Raw genomic sequence first — 14,018 nt, forward strand, 5'->3', positions numbered from 1 at the left:
GTCTGTTATGCGCCAAAAGACACAAAGAATGCACATGAGTTTTTCTTGTAACTGTAAAGCGTTTATGCGTGATCGGCCAGCACACGTTCGGCCACAGCACGGCCAGAGAGTAGCACAAGGGGAATACCGCCACCTGGGTGGGTGCCACCACCAACAAAATAGAGGTGACGGAGGCCACGTGCGCGCAGGGGAGGGCGAAGGAAGGCAGAGAAACGGTTATTCGAGGCGAGGCCATAGATAGCGCCGCCAGCGGCATTGTAGATAGACGCGATCGTTGCCGGTGTCCAGATCTGCTCGTACACAATCTCGTCCTGCAAGTTCGTCAGGCCCATCCGTTCCAGCTTGCGCACCACTAGATCGCGATATGGTTCAGCCTCGTGCTGCCAGCAAACCCGGTCGTTGACGACAGGTGCATTGACAAGGACAAAGAGATTCATGTGGCCGGGAGGGGCGTGGTCAGGATCGGTGAGGCATGTAGCCGCCACGTAGATCGTCGGATCAACAGGAGGGACACCTTTCTCAAAGATGGCTGCAAATTCACCAGAATAATCAGTGCTAAAGAAAATATTATGATGCGCCAACTGTTTGTAGACTCGTTTGACACCAAGAAAAAGCACGAAACCACTACACGATGGTTCGAGGCGAGCCAGTTGACGCGCTATGCGGGTTTGCCCAGGCAAGAGCGCCTGATACGCATAGCGTGGATCGGCATTGACAATGACTCGCTGCGCCCAGAGCACCGCGCCATCGGCAAGGCGGACCCCCATTGCGACACCGTTGTGCTCGAGAATCTCGGTGACTGGACTATTACAGCGTATCTCGACGCCCAGTTCTTCGGCGAGGCGTTGGAGGGCAACCGCGAGGGCATACATGCCACCGCGCACATACCAGCCGCCCTCGGCCATTTCGATATAAGCAATGACATTGAAAGTTGCTGGTGAGAGATAGGGCGAAGAGCCATTGTAGGTCGCATAGCGATTGAAGACCTGGCGGAGATAGGGGCTGCGGAAGAACGAACGCACAGCGGCATCGACACTCCGCAGCGCATCAATGCGCGGGCCATCCCGCAGCAGGCGAGGGGTAATCAGTTCACGCAGACCATCGAAGGGTTTGAGCAAAAAATTATCGGCTACCGCATCATAGATCTGTGACGTATGGGCCAGAAAGCGAAAGAAACCGGTCACATCAGCGGGGGCGAGGTGCTGGATCTCCTGGATCAACTGAGGCAAGCGTTGCCAGGCATTGAATGACGTGCCATCGGGCCACTGATAGCGACAGGTTGGTTCGATCTGTTCAAGGTGCAGATACGCATCCGCTTGGCGCCCAGCCGCAGCGAAAAGTTCCCTGATGACCCAGGGCATGGTGAGCAATGAAGGTCCCGTATCAAAGGTATAGCCCTGGTCAGTGACGAGGTTGAGCTTGCCGCCGACGCGAGCATTCTTCTCGAGGATCAAGACGCGGTGGCCTTGTGTAGCGAGGTGAATCGCTGTAGCGAGGCCACCGAGTCCTGCGCCTACAATGATGGTTGGTTTCGTTGCCTGGGATGTGCGCACCATCAAGCTTAGCGTCGTTTCTGGCCCGGGATTTGGGCTCCAAAAATACTGGGGGGCAACTTAAAGCCGTGGGCTTCGAGTCGCGGAGTAAAGCGTGGACGCACCCCGGTCGGACGCATTTCGGTCTCAATTTTGCCTTCGGGCGACTTGCCGAGCATTTCGAGCTTAAAGATATCCTGGAGGACCACGGTATCGCCTTCCATGCCCTGAACTTCGGTAATGTAGGAAATCTTGCGTTGCCCATCATCGAGGCGGGTCTGCTGGACAATAATATCAATTGCCGAGGCAATCTGCTCACGGATGACCCTGAGGGGCAGATCCATGCCGGCCATCATCGACATTGTCTCCATACGGGCGAGGGCGTCGCGGGGTGCATTGGCGTGGAGCGTCGTCAGCGAGCCATCGTGGCCAGTATTCATTGCCTGGAGCATATCGAGCGTTTCGCCGCCACGGCACTCACCGATGACAACGCGTTCAGGGCGCATACGCAGCGAGTTAATGACCAGGTCGCGGATCTGCACACGACCGCTGCCGTCCACTTCAGCGGGTTTGGCCTCGAGGCGCACGACGTGATCCTGGGCAAGTTGCAACTCGGCGCTATCTTCGATGGTCACAATGCGCTCTTCCTCGGGAATGAAATTCGAGAGCACATTTAGCAGGGTCGTTTTACCAGAGCCAGTGCCGCCAGAGACCACAATATTGAGGCGCGAGACGACACAGGCACGCAAAAACTCGGCCATCTCGACCGTGAGCGACCCATAGCGGATCAAGTCATCAATTTTGAGTTTATTCTTGGCGAACTTACGGATCGTGACGGTTGATCCATCAATTGAGCAGGGAGGAATAATCGCATTGACCCGCGAGCCATCAGGCAGACGGGCATCAACCATCGGCCACTTGCGATCCACGCGGCGTCCAAGGGGGCGGATAATACGGTCAATGACTTTCAAGACATGCTCTTCGCTCGCAAAGTGCACACTTGTAAGCTTCACCTTGCCCTTCTGTTCAACGTAGACGCGATGGGGCCCATTGACCATAACCTCACTAATGCTATCATCATTCAGCAATTGTTGGATTGGCCCGAAGCCCATCAACTCATCACAAACCATGGTAAAGAGATGTTTGACCTGATCGGGTGGGAGGCTCACCCCTGACTGTTGATAGACACGGGCGAAGCGTTCTTGCAGCAATTTTTCGGTTTCAGGTGAATTCTTCAACTCGGTCTGATTGCCGAGTGAAGCCTGAATGCGGTCAACACACCAAAGCGAGAGTTCGAGCATCCGCTGCTGGTCATCAGGTTGAACCGCATCCTGTACTACCGGACTGGACATACCAAGGCCACGGGGCGACTCAACTGGTGCAGCGGGTGGTGGCATAGGGGTTTGCACTGGTGGTGGTGGAGCCACGGTACTCAACGGAGTTGATCGAGTTGTGACGGGCTCACTTGTTTGTGGAGTGCCACTATTGCCACCGAGCCGTTTTAGCAGAGACATACACCACCTCCGTTTGCTAGGGGCCATGCGAGCGAGGGTCAAGGACACATCAGTTTGCGGAAAGGAAGAGACGTGCAGCGTCAACGTCTTGGACATAAGATCTACTTAGAGCATAGCATAACACCATTACCCAAGCTGCACAAAATAGGCTTCGCAGGCGCGATCGATCAATTCACGGCTCATATTGGGAGGAATAGCGCGATACTTGGCTTCATCAAGGATCTGGTCGCAGAGATCGCGGGGATGGCAGGCGCGCAGATCGCGTCCGACCTTCATATAATGTTCTTGCAACAGATGGCGCAACCCCTCATCGCTATACGGAATCTTCTTGGACTTGCAAACGAGTTGAAAGATCGCACGAAACTCAGTTGGCGAGGGATTAGGAACCTCGATTTTATGCCGGATGCGACGGAGGAAGGCATCATCGACGAGTTCTTTTGGATCGAGGTTGGTCGAGAAGATAATCAAGACATCGAAAGGCACCTGGAGTTTCTTGCCGGTCTGGAGGGCGAGGTAATCGACCTTCTTCTCGAGGGGCACGATCCAGCGATTGAGCAGATCCTGGGGTCGGCACTTCTGGCGTCCGAAGTCATCGATAAGAAAGAGGCCCCCGTTGGCTTTGAGTTGGAACGGAGCCTCATAGACCTTGGAGATCGGGTCATAGATCAATTCAAGTTGTTCGAGGATCAATTCGCCACCGACGACCACGCGGGGGCGGCGGCAGACGAGCCAGCGTGCATCGGGGAAACTGGCATTGCTACCGGCGGCCTTGTTGCCAAAGGGTGTAGCAACAACTTCGACATGACCGACTTCATGCTGTTGCACAACCTGGTGATTGAGTGGGTCAAAGAGCTTGACAATTTGACCATCAATTTCGATCGCATATGGAATCAAGACATAGCCGGCAAGCATGTTTGAAATACCTTCAGCGATCGTCGTTTTGCCATTTCCGGGGGGGCCATAGAGAAAGAGCGAACGCGCCGAATTTGCGGCAGGCCCGATACGATCGAGCATCTTCTCATTGACCACCAGGTGGCTAAAGGCCTGGCGGATCGTCTGCTGATCAATGACCATATCACCGATCTGCTGACGGTGGCACATTTCGAGGTACTCATCGAGCGGAACGGGGGCCGGACCAGCATACTGACTACGTTCAATCGCCTCGTGGGCACGATTACGGCCTTTGGGGGTGATAATATACTGGAAGGAACGTTCGCTAAAGCCGCCTTCAGCCCCGATGATATCGGTAAACTCTTCGAGCTTGAGAAACTCAAGCACCTTATCGAGCACCCCAAGAAACGGCAATTTGGTCATCTCCTCAAGGCGCTGCCCAGTAATCGCACCGGTAAAATAGATCACCTTGAGGACGTGATCGGTCAGGAACGCCATTGTGAGACCAGTTTCGGCAATGGACGAAGGTTGGCGCGGCATTGCAGGGAGCGTTGCCGCACCAGACTCACGCGATGTCTGGATAGGAGACTGGGAGCTAGGAATTTCGTGCAGCCTAATTGGCATGAGGCCTCCTTGCATGACATCGAAGTGAGCCGGCATTCAGCCGACGCGATCATTCTTCAATGCCATCGTCATCATCACCCATATCCTGTTCAATCTCTTCGAGGCCGATTTCTTCTTCTTCATCGGTAGCGAGATATTCTTCATCAACAACGTCAATCTCGTCGGTATGTTCTTCATCATCCAGGAGATCTTCATACTCCTCATAACGAAGACTAGAGACATAGGCAGCTGCCTCGCCGAGCTTACCAGGAAACGAGATACGGTTGCGTTGGGCGGGATCCTGATACGTCTCACGAATCAGCAAACGAACGCTGCGCGGGTCACTTTGGGCGATCGCGGCGAGATAGCGATTACCGCCATTGATCAACTCGGCGAGGCGTTGGCCAAGCTTTGGTTCAAGGCGACCAACGACAGTGCCATCGGCATCGATCACATAGACATTGCGTCCTTCGACGCGAAAAGTCATCTTTTCGCCAGTCACGAGCGCATCGACAGCAGGTGAACGGGGCACATCAACGAGGGTTGTGATGGCGGTTCGCCCTGTTTCGGTAATAAACATGCGCATATCAACTTGCTGGCGTGGTTTCAGATGTACCTGGCCACTCTCGAAGCCACGGGCAAGGAGAGCATCAAGGCGAGCGACATTTTTGCGAGCAATGCTATTCGTCGGCGTAATACGCAAGGCCTGTTGGTAGGCATCGTGGGCCGCACTGTAGCGACCGAGCTCCATCAAGGCCTTGCCAAGGCGATTGAAGGTGTCAACATCTTCGCCGAGGCCAAGGATCTGTTGATTTGTTTCCAGGGCCTCTTCCCAGCGATTCATAGCTGCGAGTTCGACGGCCTTCTCTTGCAATTTGCGACGAATGCGCTGTTTTTCATCCTGTCTGGCCAAAGCGGACTCCTCTACTCTCTATTGATGTTTGCACGAAAGACGACACATTCAGCCAACCCGTCGCCCCTGCAGGCTCCAGGGGCCAGTATGGGTAATCTGCACCTGCACCACTTGACCAGTAAGGTCATCGGCATGGGTAAAAAAGACTAGTTTATTCTGTGGGTTACGCCCACGCCACTTGCCCCGATTTTCACCCTCAACAAGCACGTCCACCGTCTGGTTAAGATACTGTGTATTGAGTTCGGTGGCAACCCGTTCGTGGAGTTGTTCGAGGGCGCGGCGGCGGACCTCTTTTTCTGTTTCGGTGACGGCGAGCGTAGGATCTTGCTCTTGTTCAGCGGCGAGGGTTCCTGGGCGTGCCGAGAAGGCCGCGATATGGATCTTATCAAAGCGGATCGTCGCGCAGAGGGCGAGCGTTTGCGCAAAATCCTCTGCCGTTTCACCGGGATGGCCAACAATAATGTCGGTTGTCAGGGCGATCTGAGGGATAGTGGCGCGAATTTTAGCAATCAAGGCCTGATAGCGTGCAGTAGTATAGCCGCGGCGCATACGCTTGAGCAGCGCATCAGAGCCAGCCTGGACGGGCAGATTAAGATCAGGCATACAGCGGGGCAAGCGAGCCATTGTTTCGATCAAGCGATCGGTCATCCAGGCGGGATGGGACGTGAGGAAGCGCAGGCGTTGGAGTCCGGGAAGCGCGTGGACGGCCTCGAGCAGATCGGCGAGTTCGGGGCGGCCGGGGAGATCGTGGCCCCAGGAGTCAACGATCTGACCGAGCAGCGTAATTTCGCGGGCACCACGGTCAACAATGCGACGGCACTCTTCGACCAATTCAGCGAGGGGGCGTGAGCGCTCACGCCCACGGCGCAGGGGAATGACGCAATACGAACACGTCATATTGCAGCCATACTGAATGGGCACATGCACCGAGACAGGTGGATGCGCCGTGTTGGCAACAGGGAGGGCCGGCTCATCGAGGGTATAGATAGGATTCGGTGCGAGCGCCACGACCTCATCAACGGCTGAGGGCGAAACGAAATGGTCAACCATGGGCAACTGCTGCTCAAAGATCGAGCGATTTTCGGGGCCGACCATACATCCCCAGAGCACGACACGGGTCTCGGGATGGGCTCGTTTGACCCGCATGAGTTCACCAAGTTTGCCAAAGATCCGCTCTTCGGCACTGGCGCGCACACTACACGAATTGAGCACAATAAACGAGGCTTCATCGGGATAGCGTGCCGGGCTATAGCCAACCCCTTGGAGGGCGGCTTCAAGGCGCTCAGAGTCAGACACATTCATCTGACACCCAACTGTCCAGACATAATAACGCCGTTCGCGAGGGGTTGGGTCGCGATCAGGCTGCTGGCGCAGGGAGAGTTTATCGATAAAGAGAAGATCTTGCATCGGTTACCAGACAATAATAGGCAAACTGGCATTCACGCTAGCTGAGGCTGCTGCCTGGAACAATTCAAGGCAGCGATACGCCTCGGATTGGGGTGAGACACCGGCTTTGATAAGCAGAGGACTCAGTTCGGCAAGTTCCTGTTGCAAACGATAGGATGATGCGAAATAGGCACTATCTTCGTGCCCATCTTCATCCTCAAAAGAGAGCCAGACAGGTTGCGCAAACTCAACGGGCAAGAAATAGCTATTGATCCCCTGGAGATTGACAAGATGGGCAAACCGGGTCTGGGTTAACTCGTCCCAGATATCCGTCACCATCCGGTCGAGATCATCGTCATAGATCACCGGGCCATCTTCGATGACGTCAGCGAGGTCTTCATCGTGTTCTAGATGGACAGCCATCCGTGAAAGCTGATAGAGCGCCCCCATGTGATGTAGCCCGCCCTCCCAGACTTGAACCCCAGGCATAGCGAGCAGGTCAACATCGATCCCCTGTTCACGGAGTTGATCCTGAACAACAGAGACGGTTTCATATTCTTCGTTATATGCTTCGCGATCCTCATCGGGTCGCACCGTAATCATTGAACCAACGGCAAGGTCGAGTTCAGCAGGCTGGTCGTTCGGAACCATAGTTTCTCCTCGATGTGTGCATGATATGCAGCGTATAGTATACCATAGACATCTCTAAGAATGGAGCTTTGCGGATTTGAGGTTGCCGCTGCTACACCTTTCTGCTACACTGTAGACTCTAAGAACCATCGGTGAAACAGGTGTTGTGCAACGCAGGACTGCTCTATGAGCGAATGAACGGGTGCCACATCTGTGAAGGGAAGCAGAGTGAAGCGATTAGCCGGTCAATGGCAGAGCCACCTGAGCGACCATATCGTTTTCTTTAGCTATCGCTGGCTAGCGTGGATTTTTGCTGCCCTGACACTCACCCTGCCGGGGCGTCCAACCGAGACCTTACCACGCGACGCGGGTCTCTTATTGCTGATTGGCGTGCTCAATGTTGTTGCAACCGCTCTTGCGCAAGGGTATGTCCAGTTTGCGCGCCAGCGTCCCACCTTGCTTGTGGTTGATCTCGTTGTTGGCATTGCGATCCTCTGGCTAAGTGGGAGCACCATGTTGCCGTTCCTCCCCTTTGCGCTCGGGGCGCTCGTCTTGCCGGCACTGTTGTATGGCTCACGAGGGAGCATTGTTGGCGGTTCGGTCTTCATTATCCTAGATCTCTTTGGGCTTGCGGTCATCAACCGTGGAAGCGAGGTGACGCTTGCCGAAGCAACCATTGTGCTACGGGTCGTGCTGCCACTGCTCTTCAGTTTATTCTGGTGGTGGGTCGCCGCGATTGTGATGAAGAGCCAGCCGCAACCGGCGAGAGGGGCGGAAGGTGCTCACGGTCTGCTCGCGAGTCCATTGGTTGGCAGCGCTGATCCCGAGACGGCGCAGCGGACGGGCGTACGCCCCCGGGCGTTGGAGCGTCCACCCAGCGAGGAAGCAGTGCGGCGGCCTGCTCATCCGGGGATAACTTCATCGCTTGTGGCGACGCGCTCAACCGAGCAGCGAGCCGATCCTGCGCGGAAGGTTTTTTATGAACTGATGGCTATCCAGGGCCGTGATCGTGATTTGATGGCGATGCTTGATCAATTAGGCGCGGCCATTGCCGATCAGGCCGGGATCGAGGTGCGGGTCAACGTCATTGGTGAGCCGCGGCCTCTGCATCGGGCGATTGAGATGCTCTTGTTACGAATTGCGCATGAGGCGTTGCTCAATGTGCAGCATCACGCCCATGCACACATAGCGTTGATGGTAGTGCGGTTTGCACCCAATCATGTCATCCTGATGATCCAGGACGACGGGGTTGGCCTGCTTGACGGTACGTATGAGCGCCCGGGCGTGCATGCGTTACGGGTTGTGCGCTACCGTCTCGCCGAATTCGAGGGTGAACTTCACGTCGTTGAGCGTGAGAGCGGTGGCTTGACAGTTGAAGCCAGGATGCCCACGACTCACATATAAGCATGTCGCCACCGGCTCACTGCTTGAGCCCTTGAGACAGCTTGCAGACAAGGTGTCATGAACATGCGTTCCGGGCTTGCGGTCATCAGTGTGATCGGGGCCATTGGGCTGATCATCTATGGTATTCTCCAGCCAGTTGAAGGCGAAGTGCGCTGGCTGCTCTGTCTCTGGGCATCTGCCCCTCTGTTCGGGTTAGCCGCATATTTAGCGACGAGAACAGGTGAGACGAGGAGCCTATCACGTAATCTGACGAATCTGGGCCTTGTCTTTCTGGTTGGTTTTGGCTTGATCAGCCTGCAACTCTTGCGGCAGCAATTTGTGCGTGCATCGGCGATTGCAATGCATGTCGTACAGGATGAAGAAGGTCAGGCGATAAGCAATATCCGGCCTGTCCTTGCCTCACAGAGAGTGTTGCGTGGCGAGATCCGTGATATGCGAGAGATCGTGCTCGTACAGAGCGAGCCAGTAGGCAATGCTGCGCGGCGTGTCTATCCGCTGGCTGATCGGTATGATCCCCGTGCCTTTAGCAATATTGTGGGCTTTTTTAGCACGCGGTATGGGCAGAGCGGTCTGGAAGCGACCTACAATGCCTATCTGAGTGGTGAGCGTGGCAACGAATGGCAGCGCCTGCGTGATAGCCTGTTGAGTGAAACCCCGCGTGGCAATCATCTGACCCTGACGCTGAATGCGGATCTCCAAGCCGAGGCGGCGGCGGCGTTGGGCGGCCGGACGGGTTCAGTGGTTGTGCTTGATCCGCGTACTGGTGCGATCCGTGCCCTGGTGAGCAATCCTGGTTTTGATCCACGCGGCTTGAGTTTCAACCCCGGTGCGGCTGATCGAGAAGCAGAGAATGATCGCATCACACAGTACTGGCAAGAGATCCAAATGGAAAGCGCGGGCCAGCCGTTGCTGAATCGTACGACGCAAGGGCTCTATCCACCAGGCTCGGTCTTCAAGACGATCACCGCAATTGGCGTGCTCGAGCACAGTGGGGTAGGGCAACCAGGGACGATTACGTGCCCCGAGACGTATCTGCCCCAACCAGATGCACCACCGATTGTCAATGCGGTATCTGGGTTGCATTCACTTACGGGCGATCCATCGGATCTCGAGCGGGTCTATGCTTTTTCATGCAATACGGCCTTTGCGCAGTATGCCACACGTTTGGGGGCCGAGCGGATGGTTGAAACGGCAGGCCGCTTTGATATTGGCACCCCGCAGCGTATGACAACGACGTACCGTGGCCTGAGCGATCTGCTCGCCAATCAGAGCCTGCTCTATCGTGACGCAGGGTTTCTGAATCAGCCACGTGCTCTGGCTGACACGGGCTATGGACAGGGCCAGTTGCTGGTGACGCCTTTGCAGATGGCCTTGGTTGCGGCTGCCATTGCCAATGACGGGATCATGATGCAGCCATACCTGGTGCAGACAGTGACCCGGCCTGATGGGGGGCGTATCCTCACCCACACCCCACAGAGGATCCGGCGCACGATGAGTTCGGCCACGGCGCAGACAATGTTGAACAATATGAGTGCAGTTGCCCGCTATGGGTTTGGGCAGAGCATCAGTAGCTTTGTACCTGGGATCGCGGTGGGGGGCAAATCGGGGACGGCGGAGCATGTGGCTGGTGCTTCGCCACATGCATGGTTTATTGCCGTAGCCCCTCTTGATGCGCCACGGTATGCCGTTGCCGTGATGGTGGAGCGTGGAGGCGAGGGGAGTAGCGTGGGGGCGGAACTGGCGGGGCGTGTCCTGACCGCTGCATTTGCCACTGAATAGGCTGCTACGATTGTGGTTGATGGCGGTCTGTGGTTGGGCATCAACGTGTGACAGAGCAATCTGGACGTGCGATATGCTCAAGGGAAATTGGCAGGATCAATGGGTTGCATACGTGAGACTGAAGATCTGCCCATAGGATGGATTGCATCATGAAACAGGGCAGGCTGGGTGGAATGCTATGGTTGGTGCTCGGACTCGGCATCCTCTTGGGCGGATGTTCTGGTACTGCGCCACCGATGGCTCCATTTATGCAGGGATTGACTGCGACGGCAACAGCGATCAGGACGCGTGAACCCGACCCACCTACGATCGTTTTGCCCCCACCAACGGTTGAGCTTGTGCCTTCACGGTTACCCGAGCAATCGGCTGCAGTGGCTGGAACTGCCGTTGCTGAGCTCGCACCAACGGCGCTATCCCAGGTCACACGGCTCGAGATTTTTACCGAAGTGTGGCGACTTATACATGAATACTATCTCTATAATGATTTTGGTGGCGTTGAGTGGAACACCATCCGAGGTGAATTTGAGCCCATAATTCTTGCGGCACCGACTGATGCAGCGTTTTATGAGGCTATCACCGATATGGTTGCGCGTCTTGGTGATAATCACTCACGTTTTGTGCCTCCACAGGCGGCACGGCGTGAAGACGCGATCACCAGTGGGCGTGAAGAGCAGGTTGGGATCGGGGTTATCGTTTTGCCGTTGAGTGATGGGTTGATGATCCAGCACATCTTTCCCGACAGCCCTGCCCTGCAGTCTGGGTTGCGTCCACGCGACCGAATTGTTGCCATTGACGGAGCTTTTTTTTCGCATGGCGATCTCGAAGGGCCTGACGGAAGCCAGGTACGTCTGGCGGTGGTGCGGCCTGGAGAAGAGAGTCGCGATATTCTTATTACCCGGCGACGGGTAGAGGGGGCCATCACGCCGACGGCACGGCTCTTGCCTGGTGGCATTGCCTATCTGGGTATCACCACGCTCTGGGTGAGCAACATGGATCAGCAGGTGACCGCGCTGCTCACCGAGATGGTTGCTGCGCAGGAGTTGCGCGGGGTTATTCTTGATCTACGGAGCAATCCCGGTGGATGGCGCACGGTTCTAGCGGGGATCCTGAGCAATTTTGTGAGTGGCGAAGTTGGCTACTTTACGAATCGCCAGGGCGACGTTCCCCTGGTGATTGAACCGGGTAGTCTTGACGCCCTGCGAGGGATGCCGCTGATCGTCCTTGTTGATCGTAGTACAGCCTCGTATGCTGAACTGATGGCCGCCATCTTGCAGAGTCATGCTGGTGCGGTTATTGTTGGCGTACCGACGTCAGGCAACACAGAAACCATCTATTCCTACGAACTGAGTGACGGTTCGCGCCTTTGGATTGCGCAGGAGGGGTTTGAATTGCTCGATGGCACTGATCTAGAGGGTGTTGGCGTACAACCGGATGTGATCGTCAACGAGGATTGGACCCGTTTTCGAGAGGAGGATGATCCGGGTATTCTGACCGCGTTACGGTTGTTGAACCCATAGGGACTAGACACAGAGTAGCGAGGAGGGGGACGTGGGGAGCGGTGGTGCTGGCACGCCCCCCACGTTCAGGATGGCGCATCTACTTGAGCATCCGCATCAATTCGCGAGGGTCAATCCCCCCTGGCCCACCGGAGCCGCCACGACCACCGCGACCGCCGCGGCGACCGCCTTTGCCGCTACCGCCACCAGTGAGTTGCTTCATCATACGTTGCATCTGCTGAAACTGCTTGATAAGGGCCGAGACATCCTGTTCAGATGTACCGCTGCCACGCGCAATGCGGGCGCGGCGGCTCTGCTTGATAATCTCTGGATTGCGTCGTTCGAGGGGGGTCATCGAGAAGATCATCGCCTCGACGCGCTTGAGTTGGCTCTCATCGAGCAACTCCTCATTGCGAGCGATCTGGTTCATACCGGGGATCATGGCCAGGATCTGCTGCAGTGGACCGAGCTTACGCATCTGTTGCATCGCATTGAGGAAATCCTCGAAGTCGAACTTACCTTTGCGGAGCTTCTTTTCCATCGCTTTAGCCTGGTCGGCATCGTACATCTGCTCGGCCTTTTCGATAAGGGAGAGCATATCACCCATGCCGAGGATGCGTGAAGCGAGGCGATCGGGGAAGAAGGGTTCGAGGGTATTGGTATCAATTTTCTCGCCGGTCGAGAGGAACTTGATCGGTACCCCGGTCACGGCACGCACCGAGAGGGCGGCACCACCACGAGCGTCACCGTCCATCTTGGACATCACGAGGCCGGTAATCTGGACGCGCTGATTGAACGTATCAGCCACGCGCACCGCTTCCTGACCGGTCATCGCATCAACGACGAGCAGGCGTTCGATCGGATCGACCCGGGCAATAATCTGGTCAAGCTCGACCATCAGGGGCTCATCAATCTGGAGGCGTCCAGCGGTATCAACGATCAGCACATTGACCTGATCGCGTTTCGCTTGCTCGAGGGCATTGGCGGCGATATCAGGTGGTTGGTTGCCAGCGGGCTCACTATAGACTGGCACATTCAATTGCTTGCCGAGGGTTTGGAGTTGTGTAATGGCGGCGGGGCGATAGATATCACAGGCGGCCATCATCACACGGCGGCCCTTTTTGCGTAAATGGAGGGCGAGCTTGGCGGCGAGGGTCGTTTTACCCGTACCCTGGAGACCAACAAGCATGATCACAGTCGGACCAGGGCGTGACTCCTGGAGGGGGGCCGGATCATTGCCAAGGAGGTTAATCAGTTCTTGATGAACAATTTTGACGACCTGCTGATGGGGCGTCAAGCTCTTGGTTACCTCTTCGCCGATCGCCTGCTCAGTCACCTTGGCGACAAAGTCTTTGACGACCTTGAAATTAACATCAGCCTCAAGGAGCGCGAGGCGAACTTGCTTCATAGCCTCACGGACATCATCCTCATCGAGGCGGCCTTTGCTCCCGAGTTTTTGAAAGACCGTCTGGAGACGATCAGAAAGACTTTCAAACATAGCATGCGCTCGTTTCTCTGCTGCGCGTATACGAAACTATCATTTATTGTAGCCGCTATGATGGGGTTGCGTCAATTAGCAGATTCTGAGGCAATTGCAAGCACGTGGGCACGGACGAGGTCAACAGCGGTAGCACGCGAACAGACGAGGCCTTCGATTTCGGCGATCATGGTTAAGAGGCGGCGATAATTGCGGCGTAATTGCTGCTCATCGGCATCATCGAGCATACCCAGACCAGCACGCCAGGCATCAAACGACTCATCGGGATCACCAAGTGGTCGCAGGCGATCGAGGCTTGCGTAGAGTTGGGCCGCGCTATCAGTTAAGAGACGAATGGTATCAATTGCCATAAGTGTATCATGAGGCTCATTC

General features: G+C 55.8%; 11 protein-coding genes. 3 read left to right on the forward strand and 8 right to left on the reverse strand.

All coding sequences use genetic code 11. The features are described 5' to 3' along the window. Positions 1-62: 62 nt before the first annotated feature. The 6 genes from EKD05_RS10515 to EKD05_RS10540 all read right to left on the reverse strand — a co-directional run bounded on the left by EKD05_RS10515 (position 63) and on the right by EKD05_RS10540 (position 7,490). A complete protein-coding gene (locus EKD05_RS10515; RefSeq protein ID WP_129672398.1) occupies positions 63-1,556 on the reverse strand; it encodes an NAD(P)/FAD-dependent oxidoreductase in 1,494 nt (497 codons plus the stop codon). A gap of 5 nt (positions 1,557-1,561) precedes the next feature. Then, positions 1,562-3,046: a CpaF family protein gene (locus EKD05_RS10520; RefSeq protein WP_129672400.1), complete on the reverse strand. Its 1,485-nt coding sequence runs from the start codon at positions 3,044-3,046 to the stop codon at positions 1,562-1,564. 126 nt (positions 3,047-3,172) lie between these two features. After that, positions 3,173-4,561 carry an ATP-binding protein gene (locus EKD05_RS10525; protein WP_129672402.1) on the reverse strand — a complete coding sequence of 463 codons (1,389 nt, stop codon included), beginning with the start codon at positions 4,559-4,561 and terminating at the stop codon, positions 3,173-3,175. A gap of 49 nt (positions 4,562-4,610) precedes the next feature. Beyond that, positions 4,611-5,453, reverse strand: a complete 843-nt coding sequence (locus EKD05_RS10530) for a tetratricopeptide repeat protein (protein ID WP_240695724.1) — start codon at positions 5,451-5,453, stop codon at positions 4,611-4,613. Between the two features lie 48 nt (positions 5,454-5,501). Continuing rightward, entirely contained in the window at positions 5,502-6,860 is a 1,359-nt protein-coding gene (gene miaB / locus EKD05_RS10535) for a tRNA (N6-isopentenyl adenosine(37)-C2)-methylthiotransferase MiaB (protein WP_129672404.1), read from the reverse strand. 3 nt (positions 6,861-6,863) lie between these two features. Continuing rightward, the gene (locus EKD05_RS10540; protein WP_129672406.1) at positions 6,864-7,490 is read right to left on the reverse strand and encodes a hypothetical protein; all 627 of its coding nucleotides are present in this window, start codon (positions 7,488-7,490) and stop codon (positions 6,864-6,866) included. A 207-nt stretch (positions 7,491-7,697) separates the two neighbouring features. Here EKD05_RS10540 and EKD05_RS10545 point away from each other — a divergent pair, with 207 nt between their 5' ends. The 3 genes from EKD05_RS10545 to EKD05_RS10555 all read left to right on the forward strand — a co-directional run bounded on the left by EKD05_RS10545 (position 7,698) and on the right by EKD05_RS10555 (position 12,169). Next, the gene (locus EKD05_RS10545; protein WP_129672408.1) at positions 7,698-8,873 is read left to right on the forward strand and encodes a sensor histidine kinase; all 1,176 of its coding nucleotides are present in this window, start codon (positions 7,698-7,700) and stop codon (positions 8,871-8,873) included. Positions 8,874-8,930: 57 nt separating this feature from the next. After that, positions 8,931-10,652, forward strand: coding sequence for a penicillin-binding transpeptidase domain-containing protein (locus EKD05_RS10550; RefSeq protein ID WP_240695725.1), 1,722 nt, complete (start codon positions 8,931-8,933; stop codon positions 10,650-10,652). A gap of 149 nt (positions 10,653-10,801) precedes the next feature. Further along, entirely contained in the window at positions 10,802-12,169 is a 1,368-nt protein-coding gene (locus EKD05_RS10555) for a S41 family peptidase (protein ID WP_165360682.1), read from the forward strand. A gap of 79 nt (positions 12,170-12,248) precedes the next feature. On the opposite strand, the gene ffh is transcribed toward EKD05_RS10555, so the two are convergent. Together ffh and EKD05_RS10565 are read right to left on the reverse strand one after the other, a co-directional pair. Continuing rightward, on the reverse strand, positions 12,249-13,646 hold the full coding sequence (gene ffh / locus EKD05_RS10560; RefSeq protein ID WP_129672414.1) for a signal recognition particle protein: 1,398 nt from the start codon (positions 13,644-13,646) through the stop codon (positions 12,249-12,251). A 71-nt stretch (positions 13,647-13,717) separates the two neighbouring features. Continuing rightward, positions 13,718-13,996 (reverse strand): hypothetical protein, encoded by a 279-nt coding sequence (locus tag EKD05_RS10565; protein ID WP_129672416.1) that lies wholly within the window; start codon positions 13,994-13,996, stop codon positions 13,718-13,720. Positions 13,997-14,018: the final 22 nt, after the last annotated feature.

This window comes from Candidatus Chloroploca sp. Khr17, from assembly GCF_004138165.1.
In the GTDB taxonomy this organism is placed as follows: Bacteria; Chloroflexota; Chloroflexia; order Chloroflexales; family Chloroflexaceae; genus Chloroploca.